This is a genomic window from Pseudonocardia sp., assembly GCF_050250275.1.
Taxonomy (GTDB): Bacteria; Actinomycetota; Actinomycetes; order Mycobacteriales; family Pseudonocardiaceae; genus Pseudonocardia.
Map to the genome: position 1 here is coordinate 133,875 of NZ_JBFWOY010000010.1, position 20,433 is coordinate 154,307.

The window sequence follows — 20,433 nt, forward strand, 5'->3', positions numbered from 1 at the left end:
GGCCTAGCGGATGAAGTAGATGACGGCGAACAGGCCGACCCACACCACGTCGACGAAGTGCCAGTAGTACGACACGACGATCGCCGCAGTGGCCTGCGCCGGTGTGAACTTGCTGAGCTTGGTGCGGATGAGCAGGTACACGAACGCCACGAGACCACCGGTCACGTGCAGCGCGTGGAAGCCCGTCGCGAGGTAGAAGACGGTGCCGTAGGCGCTGGAGGACAACGTCGTGTGGTGGTCGACGACCAGCACCCGGTACTCGTTCGCCTGACCGAGCACGAAGATCGCGCCCATGATCAGGGTCAGGACGTACCAGCGGCGCAGGCCGAAGACATCACCGCGCTCCGCCGCGAACACGCCGAACTGGCACGTGAACGACGAGGCGACGAGGATGATCGTCACGACGAGGGCGTAGGGGACATTGAGCTCGGTCGGCGGCGGAGGCCATTCGCCGACGTTCTGCGCGCGCGCCGTGAAGTAGATGGAGAACAGCCCGGCGAAGAACATCAGCTCGCTGGACAGCCAGACGATGGTGCCGATGCTGACCAGGTTCGGGCGGTTCAGCGAGTGGATCCGCGCGCTGATGTTGGGGGCGGCTGTCGTCACCCGGGCATTATGACCCCACCCGAACTTCTACAGCGTGTCGGGGGACCAGGGATTCACGTCACTCCTCGTCAGGGGTAACGGCCACCGCCCCGCCGCGGTTCCCGGGCGGACCGTCCCGCGCACGCCGGGGCGTGTGACGGTGCCCATTACGATGACGTGCGTGACCAGCCCCGCACCCCGCAACGCCGGAGCGGCCTCCGAGCCGCACCGCCCCCTCAACGTCCTGGTGTTCAGCCACCGTCCCGAGGTCCGGGAGGGCATCGTGTCGGCCGTCGGCCGTCGCCCCGCCCCTGACCTCGGGCGTGTCACGTTCACCGAGGTGGGCACGATCGCCGACGTCCTCGCCGCGGCCGACGCGCACACCCAGGACCTGCTGATCCTCGACGGGGAGGCGCAGCCCACCGGAGGCATGGGGGTGTCGCGGCAGCTCAAGAACGAGATCACCGACTGCCCGCCGATCGTCATCACGGTCCGCCGCCGCGACGACCGCTGGCTGGCCACCTGGTCGCAGGCCGACGCCGTGCTCGTGCACCCGCTCGACCCGCTCGCCGCCGCCGAGACCGTCGCCGACGTCCTGCGGCGTACCGCGGGCGTCGCCGTTCGTGGCTGACGTGGCAGCTGTTCCCGCGGGCGCGGCCGCGGAGGGCCGGACCTGGCCGAAGCTGCTCGCGAGCCTGATCGCGGGCCGCGACCTCGACACGGCCGACACGGCGTGGGTCATGGACCGGGTGCTGTCGGAGGACGCCACGCCCGCCCAGCTCGCCGGGTTCCTCGTCGGCCTGCGGGCCAAGGGGGAGACGGCGGCCGAGGTCGCCGGCCTCGCCGAGGCGATGCTGGCCCGCGCGCAGCGGGTCACCGTCACCGGTCCGGCGGTCGACGTCGTCGGCACCGGTGGGGACCAGGCGCACACCGTCAACATCTCCACGATGGCGGCGGTCGTCGTCGCCGCTGCCGGGGTGCCCGTGGTCAAGCACGGCAACCGGGCGGCGACGTCGAAGTGCGGCGCGGCCGACCTGCTGCAGGAGGTCGGGGTCGCCATCGCGCTGCCCGCGGCCGGCGTCGAGGCCTGCGTGGCCGAGGTGGGCATCGGGTTCTGCTTCGCGCCGGTCTTCCACCCGGCGATGCGGCACACCTCGGGCCCGCGCGCCGAGCTCGGCGTGCCGACGGCGATGAACCTGCTCGGGCCGCTGACCAACCCGGCGCAGCCGTCGGCCGGTCTCGTGGGGTGCGCCGACGGGCGGCTGGCCCCGGTGATCGCGCAGATCTTCGCCTCGCGCGGGCAGTCGGTGCTCGTCGTCCGCGGCGACGACGGGCTCGACGAGCTCACCACGACAATGCGGTCCACGGTGTGGGTGGCCGGTGCCGGCGGGGTCCGTGTCGCGGGGGTGGACCCGGCGGCACTCGGGATCGAGCCCGCCACCCGGGCGGACCTGCGCGGCGGCGACGCCGCGTTCAACGCCGCCGCCTGCCACGCCGTGCTCGCGGGCAAGCACGGTCCCGTCCGCGACGCGGTCCTGCTCAACGCCGCCGGCGCACTGGTCGCCGCCGACGGTGTGCCCGACGAGGCGGGGGCGGGAACCGACGAGGCCCCGGACCTGACCGGGTTGCTGCGCGGCGCGCTGGAGCGCGCCGCCGCGGCCGTCGACTCCGGCGCGGCCGCCGACCTGCTGGCCCGCTGGGCGTCGGTGTCGTCACGGCTGGCCGCCTGACGTCGTTGCCCGAAGTCGGGTGGCCGGCCCCGCCGGGGCCGGCCACCCGACCGGTCATTCCATGCCCGCGGTGAAGTTCGCGTCGTTCTCCGTGCTGGAGTTGGTCCGGAACGCGAGGTGGGTGTCGGTGCGCACGACGCCCGCGACCTTGCTGAGCCGGCCCGCGATCACATCGGCGAGCTCCTCGTGTGCGGTGACCTTGACGACCGCGATCAGGTCGACGTCACCCGCGCACGAGTACACCTCGCTGACCCCGTCGAGGTCGGCGATCGCCTGCGCGGTCTCGGGAATCCGGTCGGCGGCGGTGTGCACCATGACGATCGCGGTGATCACGGTTGCCCTCCTGGGGGGACGTCGGGGCGGTCTCGGCCGCGCGGCGGCACCCTCGGCGCGGCGACGACCGGGACCGAACACTAGCCGAGGGTGATCTCCGAGGGGCTGCCGAGCGGTACCGGCCGGGCCCGCCGCGCCCAGTCCGCCCAGGCGGCCGCACCGCGGGCCGGTTCGGCCCAGGCCGGTTCGCTGTGGACCAGCCGCGTCCCGCCGCCGGTGAGCCAGCGGCGCACCAGGTTCACCTCCTCCGCCGACGCCCCGGCGAGCGGCCCGTCGGCGGGCAGGATGGTCTGTGCGGTGCGGCGCAACGACTCCACGACCGGCATCGGCGGGGTACCGCGACGCGCGACGTCGGCCGCCGCGAGCCGGCCGTGCCGGACGACCGCGAGCTCCCAGCCGCCCCGTCCGTCGGGCCGTGCGCCGACGACCTCCGGCAGCGCGGCCAGCGCGGCGAGCTGCTGCGAGCGGGCGAGCGCCGACGCCAGGGCGGCCAGCCGGTCGCGATCACGGGCCGCCGACTCGAACCGCTCGCGGACGGCCAGCTGCTCGATCCGGTCGGCGAGGACCCGCAGCGGAGCGTCGTCGGTGCCGGTGACCAGGTCACGCAACGCGCGCACGCCGGGGGCGTAGGACTCGATGCTCTGCAGCCCCGCGCACGGCGCCCGGCAGCGGTCGAGTTCGTGGAGCACGCACGGGCTCGCCGTGGGGGAGCGGGCGGGGATGCGCTGGGTGCAGCTGCGGATGGGCAGCGCGTCGAGCAGCGTCTCCACCGCGTCGGTCGCGCCGCGGCGTGACCCGAACGGGCCCAGCGCCGGCTCACGCGGCGCCGTCACCACCGACAGCCGCGGGAACGCCTCCTCGGTCGGCGCGACCCACCAGGCGCGTCCCGGGTTGCGCGAGCGCCGGTTGTAGCGGGGCCGGTGCGCGGCGATGAGCCGCAGCTCGCGCACCCCCGCCTCCAGCGCGTGCGCGCAGACCACGGTGTCGACGCGCTCGGCCAGCTCCACCATCTCCCGCATCCGCCGGCGCCGTTCGCCGGCGGTGAAGTAGCTGCGGACCCGACGCCGCAGGTCGCCGCTGGTGCCGACGTAGAGCACCTCGTCGCGGGCCCCGCGGAACAGGTACACACCGGCCGCCTCGGGCACGTCGCGCGCCAGGGTCCGGCGCCTCCGGACCCGCTCGGGCGGGCGGTGCGCCGACGCCCCCCGCGCCAGCGACAGCAGCTCCTCCAGGCTCTGCACCCCGAGGTTGCCGATCCGCTCCAGCAGGTGGTGCAGCACCTCGACCGTCGCCCGCGCGTCGGCCAGCGCCCGGTGCGTCGGCTGCGTCGACGTGCCGAACAGCCGGGCCAGCGCACCGAGGCGCACGCTCGGGGCCTCGGCCGGGCTCAGCACCGCGCGCGCGAGCCGGGCCGTGCACAACACCGGTGGGCGCGGCCACGGCCGCTCGTGGCGCTCGCACGCGGCCCGCAGGAACCCCGCGTCGAACGGTGCGTTGTGGGCCACGAGCACCGCGCCACCCAGGAACTCCAGCAGCGCGGGCAGCACCTCACCCAGCCGCGGCGCGCCCGTGACCATCGCGGTGGTGATGCCGGTGAGCGCCACGATGTTGGGCGGCAGCCCCGTCCCGGGGTCGACGAGCGTGGCCAGCTCGCCCAGGACCTCTCCGCCGCGGACCTTCACCGCCCCGACCTCGGTGATCGAGTCGTTGTTCGCCGAACCGCCCGTGGTCTCCAGGTCGAGCACCACGAACGTCACGTCGCGCAGGGGCGTGCCCAGCTCGTCGAACGACAGCTGCGCGAGGGCGCCGGGACGTGCGGATCCGGGGGGAGCGGACACGGCGCGGACCGTAACCGTCGGCACCGACAGGTTCGCCGCGGCGCGCGCTGCATGGCGGTCGCGGCCGCCCGAGGCACACGGATAACCTGGGCGGATGTCTGCGGAGGAGAGGGAGCCGGCCGGGTGCGGCCCCGCGCCCGCCGCGGACGACGCATCCGCCTCCCCGGAAGGTGAGGCGGCGGTCGCCCCGCTCGACTGGGACCGCCTCCCCGAACCCGTCCGCGGCCGCCTCGCCGAGCTGGCCGCTGCCGCCGTCGCCGGCCTGCCCGAGGTCGACGTCCCGCACCGGCTGCGCCGCTTCGCCCGGTTCACCCCGGCCAAACGGGCCCGCCTCGGTGGGCAGGCCCTCCTGCACGAGCTGCGGGGCTCGGCCGCGTTCCGGGCCGCCGTGCTGGCCTGGTGCCACGACCACCACCCCGCGGCCGCCGACACCGACGACCCGCTGGGCGCCGCCGCGCTCGCCGTCCTCGGCAACGCCCCCGACGTCGCGACGCTCGTCGCCGACGCCGCCCGTCGCGGCGAGGCGGGGGAGCTGCGCGCCGAGCTCGACGCCGCGCTCTCGCGTGCCGACAAGCTCAGCCTCGAGCTCGAACGCATGCGGGCCGAGCTGGCCGAGGCACGGGAGGAGGCCCGCACCGCGGGCCAGGCCCGCGACGCCGAGTTCGCCCAGCTCCGCCGGCGCGTCGGTGAGCAGGGCGCCCGGCTGCGCTCGGCCACCGACGCCCTCGACGCCGCCGCGGCCGACGTCGAGGCCGTCCGCGAGCAGGCCCGCCGGCAGCTCGCCGCGGCGGTCGCCGAACGCGACCAGGAACGCGCCCGCGCCGACCGCGAACGCGCCCGCGCCGAGCAGGCGGCCGCCCAGGTGGCGGCGGCCCGGCAGTCGGCCCGCGAGGCCCGGCAGGCCGACGAGGTGCGCCTCGGGCTGCTCGTCGAGACCCTCGGCGGCGCGGTCGCGGGCCTGCGCCGCGAGCTGGCCCTCGGCGGGGGCGGGCCCCGCCCCGCCGACCTCGTCGCCGGCGCCCGCCACGTGCGGGCCGGCGCGCCCGTCGACGACCTCGCCGCCCTCGACGCGCTGCTGGCCGTGCCCTCGGTGCACCTCGTCGTCGACGGCTACAACGTCAGCAAGACCGGCTACCCGGACCTGCCGCTGGCCGACCAGCGCACCCGCCTCGTCCGCCAGCTCGCCGCACTCGCCGCCCGCACCGGGGTCGAGGTGACCGTCGTGTTCGACGGGGCCGGGGTCGTCGCCGCGCCGACCCGGGGCTCCCGCGGGGTGCGGGTGCTGTTCAGCGACGTCGGCGTGCTCGCCGACGACGTCATCCGGGCTCTCGTCGCCGCCGAGCCGGAGGGCCGGCCGGTGCTCGTCGCGACGTCCGACCGGGCCGTCGTGGCGTCGGTGCGGGAGCGGGGTGCGCACGCGCTGCCCTCGGCGGTGCTGCTCGCCCGGCTCCGCGGCTGAGCCGGTCCTCCCTGCTGCGGCGACGGCTGCGGCCGTGACGGCTGCTGTGGCGACGGCTGCGGCCGTGACGGCTGCTGTGGCGACGCCGCGGCGGCTGTCGACACCGCCGTGGCGCGGAACTGTCGGTGCCCCCGCCTAGCGTCCGCCCTGTCCGAACGACGACGGTGGGAGGAGGCCGGGATGATCATCGACTGTGACATCTGCGCGGTGCGGGGCGACGCCTGCGGCGACTGCGTGGTGGGCGTCCTGCTGGGTGTGCCGGACCCGGCGACACGCCCGGCCGGGCTGCCGTCCGGCGCGTCAGTCGTGCAGCTCGACGCTCCGGAGGCGCGCGCGATCCAGGTCCTCGCTGATCAGGGGCTCGTACCGCAGTTGCGCCTCGTGTCCACCCGTCCCCCGGCGGCGCCACGGAACCCCGAATCCGGTGACCCCTCTCGCAACGCAGGGTGACGGCGCGCCGAGCCGCTAGCGACGCGCCGAACACTGTGGCCCCTGTGGGTGAAGACGGTTCGGCGACGCGCCGACCCGCCCCGGTGATGGATCACTCACCGCGCTGTTCGTAATCTCCCCGCGATCTCGTGATCGGTATGCCGCTCGTCCGGAGCGCAGGCACGAGACACCGCACCGCTCCCGCGGGAACGTGCACGACTCGTGGGAGCAGCGGTCCGCGAGGAGGGGGCACGTCCGGGTGGTGGCGCCTCGTTCCGACGGCCGCGGACGCAGCGGACGCCCCGACACGGTCCCGCGCCGCCGCGGCCGTCCGGCCTCCCGCTCCGTGACCGTCGTCCTCGTCGCTGCGATCGCCGGTGCCGGACTCACGGCCGCCGTCACCGGCGAAGCCATGGCCGACCCCGCCCCGCCGCCGCCCCCGGGTGTGGCGGTGCCGCTCGTCCCGCCGCCCGTCGGGTCCGCACTGCCGCTCGCACCGCCGCCCGCGCCGGTGGTCCCGCCCCCGCCCACCGACGCCGCGCAGGCTCGTGACCAGTACCAGCAGGCTCAGCGCGACGCCGAGGCCCTCACCGAGCAGTGGCACGCCGCCACCGACGCCCACGACACCGCGGAGGCCGACGCCGACACGGCCCGCGAGGCCGTCGAGCCCGCGCAGCAGGCCGCCGCCCGCGCCGAGGCCGAGGAGGAGCAGTACCGCGGCCAGCTCGACGTCATGGCGCTGGCCACCTTCGAGAACGGCCGGCTCGACCAGTTCGACGCCCTGCTGTCCAGCACCTCACCGCAGAACTTCCTCGACCAGATGTCGGCGCTGGAGTCGCTGACGGCCGAGCACCGCGTGCAGCTGCAGGAGTTCGAGGCCAAGGTCGCCGCCGCCCGCCAGGCCCGCGCCGATGCCGACGCCGCCGTCGCCCGCGCCCGGCAGACCGCCGACGACGCCCGCCGCACCGCCGACGACATCAAGGCCCGCAAGGCCGCCGCCGACCTCCGGATCACCGACGTCGAACGCATGATCTCCCGGCTCGGCCCGGCCGAGCGGGCCAAGCTGCTCAGCCCGGACGAGGGACCCCCGATCGGGATCGTCCTCGGCAGCGGCATCGGCGCGAAGGCCCTCGCGATGGCCGCCACGAAGCTGGGCCGGCCGTACGTGTGGGGCGCCGCCGGGCCCAACAGATTCGACTGCTCGGGGCTGACCTCGTGGGCGTTCAAGCAGGTCGGGATGACGTTGCCGAGGTCGAGCAGCGCCCAGTCGCGGGTCGGGACGCCGGTGTCGTGGAACGAGCTGCAGCCCGGCGACCTCGTCTTCTACTACTCGCCGGTGAGCCACGTCGGCATCTACGCCGGCGGCGGCAAGATGATCAACGCCCCGGAGTCGGGCGACGTCGTGAGGTACCAGACCGTCTCGCGGTCGGCCTTCAGCGGCGCCCGCAGGCTCTGACCCGGCGCGGCCGGGCCCCGACCCGGCCGCGCCCTCGAACGGCCGCTCCCCGGCGGACGGGGCGGCGATCCGGACGGATCGCCGCCCCGCGCGGCCCCGCCCCCGTGGCCACGGCGGAACGAACGGCACAGTGGTGCCACTGGATTGCACGGCGCCGGGGCAGGGCGCCGGGGGTCACCCGGCCGGTGGCGCGGGACGGGCCGGTAGCTTCACCGGCCGTGGCCCGCACGTTGCTCGTGACCAACGACTTCCCGCCCCGAGCCGGCGGCATCCAGACCTACCTGCAGGCCCTCGCCGACCGCCTCCCGGCGGGTGAGCTCGCGGTCTACGCCCCGGCCTGGGAGGGCGCGCCCGCATTCGACGCGGACCGTGGCTACCCGGTGCACCGGCACCCGACGTCGCTGATGCTCCCGACGCCCGACGTCGCGCGCCGGGCCGCGGACCTCGCCCGCGAGCACGGTGCGCAGACCGTCTGGTTCGGTGCGGCGGCGCCGCTGGCACTGCTGGGCCCGGGCCTGCGGCAGCGGGCGGGGATCCGGCGGGTCGTCGCCAGCACCCATGGCCACGAGGTGGGCTGGTCGATGCTGCCCGGTGCCCGGCAGGCGTTGCGCCGCATCGGGTCCGACGCGGATGTCCTGACCGTCGTCTCGCGGTACACCCGGGGCCGGGTGGCGGCGGCCTTCGGGGCGCGGGCGGCGCTGGAGCACCTCCCGCCGGGTATCGACGCCGACGTCTTCCGGCCCGACCCGGCCGCCCGGGCCGGGCTGCGCGCCCGCTACGGGCTGGGCGCGGCCCCGGTGGTGGCGTGCGTGTCCCGGCTGGTCGCGCGCAAGGGGCAGGACATGCTGGTCCGGGCCCTGCCGGCGCTCCGGGAGCGGGTGGCGGGTACCCGGTTGCTGCTCGTCGGCGGCGGGCCCGACGACGACCGGCTGCGCCGCCTCGCCGCGGACGTGGGTGTCGGCGAGCAGGTCGTGTTCACCGGCGCGGTCCCCGCCGACGAGCTCGCCGCCCACCAGGCCGTCGCCGACGTGTTCTCCCTGCCGTGCCGCACGCGGGGCCGCGGCCTCGACGTCGAGGGCCTGGGCATCGTGCTGCTGGAGGCGTCGGCGTCGGGGGTGCCCGTCGTCGCCGGGGACTCGGGCGGTGCGCCGGAGACGGTGCGGGAGGGCGTCACCGGCCATGTCGTCGACGGGCGCGACCTGGACGCGCTCGTCGCGGCGGTCGGCGGGTTGCTGGCCGACCCGGACCGCGCCGCGCGGATGGGCGCGGCGGGCCGGGAGTGGATGCTCGCGGACTGGACGTGGGAGGCGGGTGTCGCACGGCTGCGGCACTTCCTCGCCGGGACGCCGGTCGCGGGCTGAGGCCTCTCAGGCGGGCTGTCGCGTGCCCCCGTAGATGCCGGCGATGACGTCGGCGTGGTTGGCGACGACGACCGCCCGCTTCACCTTCATCGTGGGCGTCAGCTCGCCGGTGGCCTCGGTGAAGTCGCCCGGCAGGATCCGGAACTCCCGGATCTGCTCGGCGCGCGAGACGGCCTTGTTCGCGTCGGCGACGGCGGCCTCGATCTCGGTGCGCAGGTCGGGGTCGTCGGCGACGTCGGCCGCCGCGGCGGCGGGTTTCCCGTGGCGCTCCAGCCACCCGGGCAGCGCCTCGGGGTCGATGGTCACGAGCGCGGCGATGAACGGCTGGGCGTCGCCGACGACCATGCACTGGCTGATCAACGGGTGCGCCCGCAGCCGGTCCTCCAGCACGGCCGGGGCGACGTTCTTGCCGCCCGCGGTGACGATGATCTCCTTCTTGCGGCCCGTGATGCGCAGGAAGCCGTCGTCGTCGAGCTCGCCGATGTCGCCGCTGTGGAACCAGCCGTCCTCGATGGCCTCGGCGGTCGCGGTGGGGTTCTTCCAGTAGCGCTCGAAGACGATGCTGCCCTTGAGCAGGATCTCGCCGTCGTCGGCGATCTTGACCGACTGGCCGGGGACGGGGCGCCCGACGGTGCCGACGCGCTGCGCGGAGATGGCGTTGACGGTGATGCCGGCGGAGGTCTCGGTGAGGCCGTAGCCCTCGAGCACCGGCAGCCCGACGCCGCGGAAGAAGTGGCCGAGCCGTTCGCCGAGCGGCGCGCTGCCCGAGACGGCTCCGACGACCCGTCCGCCGACGGCCGCGCGGAGCTTGCCGTAGACGAGCCGGTCGAACAGGGCGTGTTTGAGTTTGAGGCCCAGTCCGGGGCCACCGGTGTCGAGGGCGCGGCTGTAGGCGACGGCGGTGGCGTCGGCGACGTCGAAGATCGCGCCCTTGCCCTCGGAGTGCGCCTTCTGCCGGGCGCCGTTGTAGACCTTCTCGAACACGCGGGGGACCGCGAGCAGGAACGTGGGCCGGAACGAGGCGAGGTCGCCGAGGAGGTCCTTGACGTCGGGGGTGTGGCCGATGGTCGTGCGGCTGGCGATGGCACCGCACTGGATGACCTTGCCGAAGATGTGGGCCAGTGGCAGGAACAGCAGCACCGACCCGTCGGCGTTGAGCAGCTCGGTCAGGACCTGGCGGGTGCCGTAGACCTCGGCGACGAGGTTGCGGTGGGTCAGCTCGACGCCCTTGGGCCTGCCGGTGGTGCCGGAGGTGTAGATGAGGGTGGCGAGGTCGTCGGCGCCGACGGCGCCGTGGCGGGCGCGGACGTCGTCGTCGGACACGGCGGCGCCGAGCGCGGTGAGCGTGTCGGTGGCGCCGTCGCCGGAGGCGGGTTCGATCGTCCACACGGTGGCGAACCCGGGGTCGGCCTCGGCGACGAGGGCGGCGTGCCGGTCGGTCTCGACGACGGCGGCGACGGCGCCGGAGTCGGACAGGATCCAGGCGATCTGCTCGGCCGAGGACGTCTCGTAGATCGGCAGGGTGACCGCGCCCGCCGACAGGATCGCGTAGTCGAGCAGGGTCCATTCGTAGCGGGTGCGCGACAGCAGTGCGACGCGGTCGCCCGCTCCGATCCCGGCTGCGACGAGCCCGCGCGCCACGGCCCGTACCTGGGCGCCGAAGTCGGCCGCCGTGACGTCGCGCCAGATCCCTGCGGCGTCGGTGCGGCGGATCAGCACCTCGGCCGGGTGGTCGCGCTCGGCCGTGAGGACCGCGTCGAGCAGGGTCTCACGCGGACCGATCTCGATCGTCGTGGGCACGCTGTACTCGCGCACGCAGACCTCCTGTGCCGCACCGCTGGGGTATTTCTCCCAAAACTATCGTGGTCGAGGGCGGCACCGCACCGTCGTGGCCGGGCCGTCGGTGGCCCACCCCGGTCCGGCCGCCCGCGAACGGGGGTGGCGCGCACGATGCCGACGGTCGATGTGATGGACGAGACGTTCCTCGTCGTCACCCGTCCCCGCCTGGCCGCGGTGTTCGCCGATCCCGCCGGCTGGCCGCGGATGTGGCCGGACCTGCGGCTGCGCACCGTCTCCGACCGTGGTGCCCAGGGGATGCGCTGGACGGTGACGGGCGCGCTGGTCGGGAGCATGGAGGTGTGGCTGGAGGAGGTGCTCGACGGCACCGTCCTGCACTACTACCTGCGCGCCGACGGCGCGGGGCCCGACGGGGCGCCGGTGCCGCTGCCGCCGCGGCGGGCCGCGGCCGAGGCGCGTCGCCGCCACCGTGCGGCGAAGGCGCTGGCGTTGGCGCTCAAGCGGGTCCTGGAGGGTGGCCGCGCCCCGGGCGAGCCGGCGGCCGACGCCTCCGCGGGGTCGTGAGTGGCCATCGGTGTGGCGCACCGGGGTCTGTAGCGTCGCGGGCATGCGCGTGCACGTGGTCTCCGACGTCCACGGCAACGTCGAGGGCCTCGCCCGCGCGGGCGACGGTGCCGACGCCCTGGTCGTCCTCGGTGACCTCGTCGACTTCATCGACTACGGCGACCCCGCGGGCGGGATCGTCGGCACGGTGCTCGGCGCCGAGGTGAGCGGGCGGCTCGCGCAGCTGCGGCGCACCGGCGACCGGAACGCGTGGCGCGAGTACGCGAGCGCGGCGTGGGCGGCGGTGGGGAACCCGCGCGCGCTGGTCGAGGAGGCGATCTCGGAGCAGTACGCGCGGATGTTCGCGGTGCTGTCCGCGCCGACCTGGGCGATCCCCGGCAATGTCGACGTCCCGCACCTGTGGCCGGCCCACGCCGGGCCGGGGGTGCAGCTCGTCGACGGGAAGGTCGCGGAGATCGGCGGGCTGCGTTTCGGGTTCGTCGGCGGGGCACCGCTGCCCGCGGGGGTGACGTTCCGTCCGGGTCCGGCGTGGCGGCCGAACCTGGTGCCGTGGGAGGAGTACGCGGCGGTGGTCGACGGGTTCTCGGGCGTCGACGTGCTGTGCAGCCACGTCCCGCCCGCGATCACCGAGCTCGCCTACGACACGGTCACCCGCGGCCCGGAGGTCACCGGGCCGGGCCTGCTGGAGGCCATCGACCGTGACCGGCCGCGGGCGGCGTTGTCGGGTCACGTCCACCAGCCGTTGGCGCAGCGGGTGCGGCGCGGACGCACCGAATGTGTGAACGTCGGCTACTTCCGGCGCGACCCGCTGCCCTACGTGCTGCGGTGGTGACGGTCGCGGCGGCCCCGGGGCGGTAACCTCCGCGCATGGCCGACGCGACCACCTCCTCGATCTCGATCGCCGCGGACCCGCAGCGAGTGATGGCGGTCATCGCCGACTTCGAGGCGTACCCGAAGTGGGCGGAGCAGATGAAGTCGGTGGAGATCCTCGACGAGGGGGCCGACGGCCGGGCCCGCCGCGTGAGGTTCACGATGGACGCCGGCCCGATCAAGGACTCCTACACCCTCGACTACGACTGGGCGCCCGACGGCAGCTCGGTCAGCTGGAACCTCGTCAAGGGCCAGATGCAGAAGGCGCAGAACGGGTCCTACGTCCTCGAAGGCGACGCCACGTCGACGACGGTCACCTACTCGCTCGCCGTGGACCTCAGCATCCCGATGATCGGCATGCTGCGCCGCAAGGCCGAGAAGGTCATCATCGACACCGCGCTGAAGGGTCTCAAGCGCCGCGTCGAGCAGGGCTGACCGGCACCCGGCCCCGCCGGGAACGGGTGCGGCCCGCTGCGCCGCTACGCTCGTCGGATGCGGGTCGTGCTGTTCACCGGCAAGGGTGGGGTGGGGAAGACCACCCTGTCCGCGGCCACCGCCGCCACGCTGGCGCGGTCGGGCCGCAAGACGTTGGTCGTGTCGACCGACCCGGCCCACTCCCTGGGCGACGCACTCGACACCGAGCTCGACGGTGAGCCCCGCGAGCTGCCGGGCATCGGGGGGCTCTTCGCCGCACACGTCGACACCCGGACGCTGCTCGACGGTGCCTGGGGCACGCTGCAGGGGCACCTGCGGGCGTTGCTGGCCGGGATCGGGGTCGACGAGATCCTCGCCGACGAGCTGACGGTGCTGCCCGGTGTCGAGGACCTGCTCGCGCTGTCGGAGGTGCGCCGGCTCGCCGAGACGGGGCCGTGGGAGGTGGTGGTCGTCGACTGCGGGCCGACCGCGGAGACGCTGCGCCTGCTTGCGCTGCCGGAGGCGCTGGCCGCGTACCTGGAACGGGTCTTCCCGGCCCATCGCCGCGCCGTCCGCGGGATGCTCGCGGGCCTCGCCGGGCGCGGCTCGGCCGACTCCGCGGCCCGTCTCGACCGCACCGTCGACGCCCTCGACGCCCTGGCCGAGCAGCTCGGCGGCCTCGCCTGCCTGGTCACCGATCCGGCGCGCAGCAGCGTCCGGCTGGTCCTGACACCCGAGCGGGTCGTCGCGGCAGAGACCCGGCGCACGCGCACAGCGCTTGCGCTGCACGGCATCCGGGTCGACGGGCTGATCGTCAACCGGGTCGTGCCGGCGCCCCCGCCGTCGCTGCGCGGACCCGCCGCGGCCTGGCTGCGTGAGCGCAACACCGAGCAGCGGGCCGTCCTCGACGAGCTCGCGCCGGGCGCCGACGGCGCCGCCGTCCGGGTCGTCGGGCACGCGGCCGCGGAACCGACGGGCGTCACCGCCCTGCTGGCGCTGGCCGACGACCTCTACGGCGCCGACGACCCCGTCCCGCCGGCCGGTGCCGCTCCGCCGACGCTCACCGTGCGGCGCACCGCGGGGCAGGGCACCGCACTCGAGTCGGAGTTCGTGATGGACCTGCGCCTGCCCGGCGCCGACTCCGGCCCGCTCGACCTGGTCCGGGTCGGCGACGAGCTGGTCGTCACCGTCGGGTTCGCCCGCCGCCCGGTGGCGTTGCCGTCGGTGCTGCGCCGCTGCGAGGTCGTCGACGCCCGGCTCGACGGCACCGGCGAGGCGGCGGTGCTGTGCGTGACGTTCCGCCCCGACCCGTCGGCATGGATGCGATGACCGCCCCCGGACCGGACGCTGCGGGAGCGGGTGCCGACACCGGCGGGGCGTCCTGCGGCGGGCATCCCGGTGTCGCCGGGGAGGCCCGCACCCTGCTCGCCGGCCTGATCGACCGGCTGCAGCCGGCGCTCGACCGGTACGCCGCCGCACCCCCGGGCGGTGATCCCGACCCGGCCGGGCCCGCCGCGTGTGCCTCCTGCCCGGTGTGTGCCGTCATCGCGGTGCTGCGCGGTGAGCGTCCGGAGCTCGCGGCCCAGCTCGCCGAGCACGCCTCCGGGCTGCTCGCGGTCCTGCGTGCGGCCCTGGCCGAGGGCGCCGGGGCGCCGCCCCCGCCCGACCCGTCCACCGGCGCCGACGAGCCGGCACGGCCCACGGTGCAGCGCATCACCGTGACCCGCGGATGAGCGCCGGGGCACCGAGGACGCACGCCGCCGACGCCGATCGGGTACTGGCCGTCGGTGTCGACGTCGGCGGCACCAGCGTCCGGGCGGGCGTCGTCGACGCCGAGGGCGAGGTCCTCGACACCCTCCGCGCCCCCACCCCGGTCGGGGAGGAGGCGTTGGAGGAGACGATCGCGGGCGTCGTGAGCGAGCTGGCCCGCCGGCACCCGGTGCGCGCCGCCGGTCTCGCGCTCGCCGGGTTCGTCGCCCCGGACCGTGACACCGTCCGCTACGCGCCGCACCTGTCGTGGCGCGACGCGCCCGTCGCGACGCGGGTCGGCGCCCGGCTGGGCCTGCCGACGGTGGTCGAGCACGACGCCAACGCCGCCGCGCTGGCCGAACGGCGCTTCGGGGCGGCGGCGGGCGCGTCGACGGCCGTGTTCGTCGCGCTCGGCACGGGCATCGGCGCGGCGTTGCTGATCGGCGGGGAGCTGTTCCGCGGCGCCCACGGCGTCGCCCCCGAGCTCGGTCACCTGCGCGTCGTCCCCGACGGCCGGCCCTGCCCGTGCGGCAAACGCGGCTGCTGGGAGCGCTACTGCAGCGGCACCGCGCTCGCCACGACCGCGCTGGAGCTGCTGGGCGCCGACCGGTCGGGCGGGTCGATCCTCGCCCGCGACGCCGCCGCCGACCCGGGGAGGATCAGCGGGCAGCGCGTCGCCGCCGCCGCGCGCGAGGGCGACCGGGTCGCCCGCCGGGCCATGGCCGAGCTCGGGCACTGGCTGGGGGAGGGCCTCGCCGTGGTCGCCGACGTGTTCGACCCCGAGGTGGTCGTCGTCGGCGGCGGGGTGTCGGGTTCGGCGCCGCTGTTCCTCGACGCCGCCCGCGAGCACTACGCCCGCATCGTCACCGGTGCCGGGCACCGGCCGCTGGCGCGGATCCGCACGGCCCAGCTCGGGGACGCGGCCGCGGTCGTCGGTGCGGCGCAGCTGGCGCGGGAGGCGTTCGCGGCGCGCACCGCGCCACGCGCGGACGTGGCGACCTCGTAGTCGCCGCAGGTCAGAGGACCGCGCCGTCGTCGTCCTCGTCGGGGTCGTCGGCCGGGGTGGGCCAGAGCCGCAGCACGAGCCAGCCCAGGCCCGCGGCCAGCGACAACAAGCCCAGCGGCAGTCCGTAGACCGACGACATGCCGAGCACGCTCGGTGCCACGACCAGCAGCAGGCCCAGTGCGAGCAGCGCGATACCGACGATTGCGGGCGGACCCAGCCGCGGCAGCGGCGGCGGCTCGGGCGGCACGAAGTGCTCGTCGGGCTCGTCGGCGTCGTCGGGCCGGGCGTCGGCCGGGGGGCGGGTGGTGCCCCGGGCCGGCGTGGGGTCGTCGTCACCGTGGTGGGGTGGCTCGGGAGCGGGCGCCACGGTGGTGGCGGGGGTCTCGTCGGGCCACTGCGGGACCGGGCCCTCGCTGCGCCACCCCGCGACGATCCGGTCGAACTCGTCGATCTCGGGGTCACGACCGGAGCCACCGGTACCGGGACCGTAGCGATCGTCGGGATCGTGGTTCAACCGGCACCTCCCGTGCTCGTCCTGCCCCGGCCGGGGTCCGGGACGACGATGTCCGACCATCCTGACACGTCGGACGCCGAATCGGTCGGCTCCGGCGCTCATCGTGACCCGGCGACGTCCGTTTCGTCCCGAACACGTGGGTCGGCGGGTTCGGGGCCGCGCCGCGCAGACCCGCGGGCGCGATCGGCTGGCGGGTGCCGGGGGCCGTCCGTAGGCTGTGCGGCGTCGAGCGGAGGGGAGCCCGCCCCGGTGTTGTACTGGTGGTCGAAGTTCGTGCTGCTCGGGCCGCTGATGCGGTTGCTGTGCCGGCCCACGATCGAGGGCCTGGAGAACGTGCCGGAGCGCGGTGGCGCGATCCTCGCGAGCAACCACCTCGCCGTCGTCGACTCCTTCTTCCTGCCGCTGCTCGTGCCGCGACGCATCACGTTCCTCGCCAAACGGGAGTACTTCACCGAGCCCGGCGTCCTCGGTTTCCTGAAGAAGCAGTTCTTCACCGGGGTCGGCCAGGTCCCGGTCGACCGCTCCGGTGGCTCCGCCGCCCAGGACGCCATGGACACCGCGGTGCGGCTGCTGCGCGCGGGCACGCTGCTGGGCATCTACCCCGAGGGCACCCGCTCGCCCGACGGCCGGCTCTACAAGGGCAAGACCGGTGTCGCGCGGATGGCGCTCGAGGCGGGCGTGCCCGTCGTCCCGGTCGCGATGATCGGCACCGACAAGGTCAACCCGATCGGCTCCCGCATGTGGAAGCCCCACCACGTGCACATCAAGGTGGGGGAGCCGCTCGACTTCTCGCGCTACGCCGGCATGGCGGGCGACCGGTTCATCGAACGCTCGATGACCGACGAGATCATGTACTCGCTCATGGAGCTGTCCGGGCAGACCTACGTCGACCTCTACGCGGCCTCGGTCAAGGAGAAGGCGGCCGCCGAGGCGGCCGACCGCGTGCCGGGCACCAAGGCCGGATGACCGCCCCCGCCGGCGACGCGGCGCCCGACGGCGTCTCGTTCCGGTTGCTGGGCCCGCACGAGGGTCACGTGCTCACCTCGTTGATCTCGGCCGTCTACGGCGACAGCTACGACGTCCGCTGGGTCTACGACGCCCACGAGGTCGCCGCCCGCCTCGCCGAGGGCCGCTACGTCTCGGTCGTGGCCGAGTCCGCGACCGGAAAGCTGCTGTGCCACATGGGCATGAGCCTCGCCACCACCGGTGACCTCGTCGCCCACTCCGGCCAGGCCGTGACCCTGCCGGCGGCGCGCGGGCACCACGTGTTCACCCGCACCAAGCGCTTTCTCATGGACTGGGCCCGCGGTGCGGGGCTGCGCGGCATGTACTCCGAGGTCACGGCCGCGCACCCGTACAGCGAGCGCGCCAACATCGCCGTCGGCGCACACGAGACCGGGTTCCTGCTCGGCTGGATCCCGGCATCGGTCGCCAACGACGCGGCGCTCGACGCCCGGCGCCGGCGCCGCTCGGCGGCGTTCTTCTACACCAAGCTCGGTGACGGCAGCGCCCGCGACGTGTACGCGCCCGAGCGGCACCTGCCCGTCGTGACCCGCACGCTGGAGGTCTGCGACCTGCGCGGCACGCCGGCGCGGCCACCCGGCGACGCCGTGCTCCGCGCCCGCAGCACCCTGCACGTCGACATCGAGGCCGACCACGCCATCGCGATCCTCACCGTGACCGCCCCCGGCGCCGACCTGGGCGACGTCGTGCGCGCCGAGCGGCACCACCTGTTCCACCGCCGCGGCGTCGACGCGGTCTACCTCGACCTGCCCCTCGACGACCCGGCGACCGCGCTGGTCGCCGACCACCTCGAGGAGCTCGGGGTGTCCTACTCGGGGATCTTCCCCAACTCCCGGGCCGACGGGGACGTGCTGCGCATGCAGTCGTTGCACCGGGTCCGGATCGCCGCCGACGACGTCGTCGTCGCCTCCGACCACGGTCGCGACCTGCTCGACTACGTGCTCGCCGACCTGCCTGCCGACGCACGCGCATCGCCCGCAGCGCGATGAGCTGCGGGGATCGGGTCCGGGACCGGCCGGGCGGGGCACGAGCCCGCGTGGGTCCGTACCCTCGTCGGCGGCCCGGAGCGCGGGCGCACGAGACCAGCCAGAACGGAACGGAATGCGGTTCTTCTACGACTGCGAGTTCATCGAGGACGGCACGACGATCGACCTGGTGTCGATCGGTGTCGTGGGGGAGGACGGGCGCGAGTTCTACGCCGTGTCCACGGAGTTCGACCCGGGCCGGGCGGGGGCGTGGGTGCGCGCCAACGTGCTGCCGAAGCTGCCGTCGCCGGCGGACAAGGCGTGGCGCTCCCGTGCCGCGATCCGCTCGGACCTGCTGGCGTTCCTGACCGGCGCGCCGGGCGAGGTCGAGCTGTGGGCGTGGATCGCCGCCTACGACCACGTCGCGCTGTGCCAGCTGTGGGGCGCGATGCCGGCCCTGCCGCGGGCCCTGCCCCGGTTCACCCGGGAGCTGCGCCAGCGCTGGGAGGACGCCGGGCGGCCACCGCTGCCGCCGCCGTCGTCGGACGCCCACGACGCGCTGGCCGACGCCCGGCTCAACGTCCGGCGCTGGGAGGCCATCGAGTCGGCGGTCGCGGCCCGCTGAGCCGCGACCGCCGACCGCCCGTCAGGTGAAGATGCTCACCCCGCCCGGGCCGACGAGCAGTCCGACGACGATCAGCACGATGCCCCACAGCAGCTGGCGCCGCACGATCGCGACGATGCCGGCGACGACCAGGATGACCGCGAGGATCCAGAGGAGAGTTGCCATGCGGGGGGAGTACACCGCGAGTCCGATGTGGAATCGGTCCGATCGGGTGACGGCGGCCTCCGGACGGCCCAGCCGCCCCGCGGCGCCCGCCCCCCGAACGGCCGTCGGAGCCCTGTCGGGCCGCGCGGCGAGCATGTTCCGCGACGGCCTAACCTGACGGTGTGAACTGGTCGGTCGACGCCCCTGTCGAAGTCCTGCCCGAGCTGCCGCCGCTGCCCGCGGACCTGCGCGCCCGCCTCGACGACGCGCTGGCGCGTCCCGCGGCCCAGCAGCCCGACTGGCCCGACGCCGAGCAGGTCGCGCACGTGCGCACCGTCCTGGAGAGCGTCCCGCCCGTCACCCTGCCCGCGGAGGTCGACCGGCTCCACGAGCGGCTCGCCGACGTCGCCAACGGGCGCGCGTTCCTGCTGCAGGGCGGCGACTGCGCGGAGACGTTCGTCGACAACACCGAGCCGCACATCCGCGCCACCATCCGCACGCTGCTGCAGATGGCCATCGTCCTCACCTACGGAGCGTCGCTGCCCGTGGTGAAGCTGGGCCGGATCGCCGGGCAGTACGCCAAGCCGCGCAGCAGCCCGACCGACGCGCTGGGTCTGCCCTCCTACCGCGGCGACATCGTCAACTCCATCGTCGCCGACCCGGTCGCGCGCATCCCCGACCCGTCGCGCATGGTCCGCGCCTACGCCAACGCCAGCGCCGCGATGAACCTCGTCCGCGCGCTCACGGCCACCGGCATGGCCGACCTGACGATGGTCCACGACTGGAACAAGGACTTCGTCCGCACCTCGCCCGCGGGGGAGCGCTACGAGGCGCTCGCCGGCGAGATCGGCCGGGCGCTGCAGTTCATGGACGCGTGCGGCGTCGAGGACTACCGCATGCACACCACCGAGTTCTACGCCTCGCACGAGGCGCTGCTCATGGACTACGAGCGGGCCATGCTGCGCCTCGACACCCGCGGGGGGAGCCCGAAGCTCTACGACCTGTCGGCGCACTTCGTGTGGATCGGCGAGCGGACCCGCCAGCTCGACGGCGCCCACGTCGCCCTGTTCGAGCTGCTGGCCAACCCGATCGGGCTCAAGATCGGCCCGACGACGACCCCGGAGCAGGCCGTCGAGTACGTCGAGCGGCTCGACCCCCACGGGGTTCCCGGCCGGCTCACGCTGGTCAGCCGGATGGGCAACGGCAAGGTGCGCGACGTGCTCGCCCCCATTGTCGAGAAGGTCACGGCGTCGGGGCACAAGGTCATCTGGCAGTGCGACCCGATGCACGGCAACACCCACGAGTCCACCACCGGTTACAAGACGCGCCACTTCGACCGGATCGTCGACGAGGTGCAGGGTTTCTTCGAGGTGCACCGTGCCCTGGGCACGCACCCGGGCGGCATCCACGTCGAGGTCACCGGTGAGGACGTCACCGAGTGCCTGGGCGGGGCGCAGGAGATCTCCGACGCCGACCTGTCGGGCCGCTACGAGACGGCGTGCGACCCGCGGCTCAACACCCAGCAGTCCCTGGAGCTGGCGTTCCTCGTGGCGGAGATGCTGCGCGGCTGA

General features: G+C 75.2%; 22 protein-coding genes. 16 read left to right on the plus strand and 6 right to left on the minus strand.

The genetic code is table 11. From position 1 onward, the window contains the following. Positions 1 to 3 precede the first annotated feature (3 nt). Positions 4 to 606: an aa3-type cytochrome oxidase subunit III gene (ctaE, locus tag AB7F12_RS11925; RefSeq protein WP_186817113.1), complete on the minus strand. Its 603-nt coding sequence runs from the start codon at positions 604 to 606 to the stop codon at positions 4 to 6. Positions 607 to 766: 160 nt separating this feature from the next. Here ctaE and AB7F12_RS11930 point away from each other — a divergent pair, with 160 nt between their 5' ends. Next, complete coding sequence (locus tag AB7F12_RS11930) at positions 767 to 1,216, plus strand: DNA-binding response regulator (protein WP_428502316.1); 450 nt, start codon at positions 767 to 769, stop codon at positions 1,214 to 1,216. Beyond that, entirely contained in the window at positions 1,209 to 2,315 is a 1,107-nt protein-coding gene (gene trpD, locus AB7F12_RS11935; RefSeq protein WP_428502315.1) for an anthranilate phosphoribosyltransferase, read from the plus strand. The genes AB7F12_RS11930 and trpD overlap by 8 nt, the downstream gene beginning before the upstream one ends. A gap of 54 nt (positions 2,316 to 2,369) precedes the next feature. Here the strand turns inward: trpD and AB7F12_RS11940 are convergent, their stop codons facing one another. Together AB7F12_RS11940 and AB7F12_RS11945 are read right to left on the minus strand one after the other, a co-directional pair. Continuing rightward, entirely contained in the window at positions 2,370 to 2,648 is a 279-nt protein-coding gene (locus tag AB7F12_RS11940; protein WP_428517923.1) for an Lrp/AsnC family transcriptional regulator, read from the minus strand. An 80-nt stretch (positions 2,649 to 2,728) separates the two neighbouring features. Continuing rightward, entirely contained in the window at positions 2,729 to 4,486 is a 1,758-nt protein-coding gene (locus AB7F12_RS11945) for a DEDD exonuclease domain-containing protein (protein ID WP_428502313.1), read from the minus strand. Positions 4,487 to 4,580: 94 nt separating this feature from the next. On the opposite strand from AB7F12_RS11945, the gene AB7F12_RS11950 reads away from it, so the two are divergent. The 4 genes from AB7F12_RS11950 to AB7F12_RS11965 all read left to right on the plus strand — a co-directional run bounded on the left by AB7F12_RS11950 (position 4,581) and on the right by AB7F12_RS11965 (position 9,191). After that, complete coding sequence (locus AB7F12_RS11950; protein WP_428502312.1) at positions 4,581 to 5,945, plus strand: NYN domain-containing protein; 1,365 nt, start codon at positions 4,581 to 4,583, stop codon at positions 5,943 to 5,945. Positions 5,946 to 6,125: 180 nt separating this feature from the next. After that, a complete protein-coding gene (locus AB7F12_RS11955) occupies positions 6,126 to 6,395 on the plus strand; it encodes a hypothetical protein (RefSeq protein ID WP_428502311.1) in 270 nt (89 codons plus the stop codon). 325 nt (positions 6,396 to 6,720) lie between these two features. After that, positions 6,721 to 7,830, plus strand: coding sequence for an NlpC/P60 family protein (locus tag AB7F12_RS11960; protein ID WP_428516385.1), 1,110 nt, complete (start codon positions 6,721 to 6,723; stop codon positions 7,828 to 7,830). A 218-nt stretch (positions 7,831 to 8,048) separates the two neighbouring features. Further along, complete coding sequence (locus AB7F12_RS11965) at positions 8,049 to 9,191, plus strand: glycosyltransferase family 4 protein (RefSeq protein ID WP_428501041.1); 1,143 nt, start codon at positions 8,049 to 8,051, stop codon at positions 9,189 to 9,191. 6 nt (positions 9,192 to 9,197) lie between these two features. On the opposite strand, the gene AB7F12_RS11970 is transcribed toward AB7F12_RS11965, so the two are convergent. Beyond that, on the minus strand, positions 9,198 to 11,006 hold the full coding sequence (locus tag AB7F12_RS11970; protein ID WP_428501040.1) for an AMP-dependent synthetase/ligase: 1,809 nt from the start codon (positions 11,004 to 11,006) through the stop codon (positions 9,198 to 9,200). Between the two features lie 153 nt (positions 11,007 to 11,159). Between AB7F12_RS11970 and AB7F12_RS11975 the strand changes: the two genes are divergently transcribed. The 6 genes from AB7F12_RS11975 to AB7F12_RS12000 are packed head-to-tail and all read left to right on the plus strand — an operon-like array spanning position 11,160 to position 15,591. Further along, positions 11,160 to 11,552, plus strand: coding sequence for a polyketide cyclase / dehydrase and lipid transport (locus AB7F12_RS11975; protein ID WP_428501039.1), 393 nt, complete (start codon positions 11,160 to 11,162; stop codon positions 11,550 to 11,552). 43 nt (positions 11,553 to 11,595) lie between these two features. Then, on the plus strand, positions 11,596 to 12,384 hold the full coding sequence (locus AB7F12_RS11980; RefSeq protein WP_428501038.1) for a metallophosphoesterase family protein: 789 nt from the start codon (positions 11,596 to 11,598) through the stop codon (positions 12,382 to 12,384). 35 nt (positions 12,385 to 12,419) lie between these two features. Further along, positions 12,420 to 12,857, plus strand: a complete 438-nt coding sequence (locus tag AB7F12_RS11985; protein ID WP_428501037.1) for an SRPBCC family protein — start codon at positions 12,420 to 12,422, stop codon at positions 12,855 to 12,857. Between the two features lie 57 nt (positions 12,858 to 12,914). Beyond that, complete coding sequence (locus AB7F12_RS11990) at positions 12,915 to 14,165, plus strand: ArsA family ATPase (RefSeq protein WP_428501036.1); 1,251 nt, start codon at positions 12,915 to 12,917, stop codon at positions 14,163 to 14,165. Further along, entirely contained in the window at positions 14,162 to 14,569 is a 408-nt protein-coding gene (locus AB7F12_RS11995; protein ID WP_428501035.1) for a hypothetical protein, read from the plus strand. Before AB7F12_RS11990 ends, AB7F12_RS11995 begins: the two co-directional genes overlap by 4 nt. Beyond that, positions 14,566 to 15,591, plus strand: coding sequence for an ROK family protein (locus AB7F12_RS12000; RefSeq protein WP_428501034.1), 1,026 nt, complete (start codon positions 14,566 to 14,568; stop codon positions 15,589 to 15,591). Before AB7F12_RS11995 ends, AB7F12_RS12000 begins: the two co-directional genes overlap by 4 nt. Before the next feature lie 10 nt (positions 15,592 to 15,601). Here the strand turns inward: AB7F12_RS12000 and AB7F12_RS12005 are convergent, their stop codons facing one another. Further along, positions 15,602 to 16,105 (minus strand): hypothetical protein, encoded by a 504-nt coding sequence (locus AB7F12_RS12005; RefSeq protein ID WP_428501033.1) that lies wholly within the window; start codon positions 16,103 to 16,105, stop codon positions 15,602 to 15,604. A gap of 249 nt (positions 16,106 to 16,354) precedes the next feature. Between AB7F12_RS12005 and AB7F12_RS12010 the strand changes: the two genes are divergently transcribed. From AB7F12_RS12010 to AB7F12_RS12020, 3 genes are all read left to right on the plus strand, one after another. Continuing rightward, positions 16,355 to 17,071: a lysophospholipid acyltransferase family protein gene (locus tag AB7F12_RS12010; protein ID WP_428501032.1), complete on the plus strand. Its 717-nt coding sequence runs from the start codon at positions 16,355 to 16,357 to the stop codon at positions 17,069 to 17,071. Continuing rightward, complete coding sequence (locus AB7F12_RS12015) at positions 17,068 to 18,117, plus strand: hypothetical protein (RefSeq protein ID WP_428501031.1); 1,050 nt, start codon at positions 17,068 to 17,070, stop codon at positions 18,115 to 18,117. The genes AB7F12_RS12010 and AB7F12_RS12015 overlap by 4 nt, the downstream gene beginning before the upstream one ends. 112 nt (positions 18,118 to 18,229) lie before the next feature. Then, positions 18,230 to 18,718, plus strand: a complete 489-nt coding sequence (locus AB7F12_RS12020) for a polyadenylate-specific 3'-exoribonuclease AS (RefSeq protein ID WP_428517925.1) — start codon at positions 18,230 to 18,232, stop codon at positions 18,716 to 18,718. A 21-nt stretch (positions 18,719 to 18,739) separates the two neighbouring features. Here the strand turns inward: AB7F12_RS12020 and AB7F12_RS12025 are convergent, their stop codons facing one another. Beyond that, positions 18,740 to 18,883 (minus strand): GPGG-motif small membrane protein, encoded by a 144-nt coding sequence (locus AB7F12_RS12025; protein ID WP_428516399.1) that lies wholly within the window; start codon positions 18,881 to 18,883, stop codon positions 18,740 to 18,742. A 161-nt stretch (positions 18,884 to 19,044) separates the two neighbouring features. Between AB7F12_RS12025 and AB7F12_RS12030 the strand changes: the two genes are divergently transcribed. Next, entirely contained in the window at positions 19,045 to 20,433 is a 1,389-nt protein-coding gene (locus AB7F12_RS12030; RefSeq protein WP_428501030.1) for a class II 3-deoxy-7-phosphoheptulonate synthase, read from the plus strand.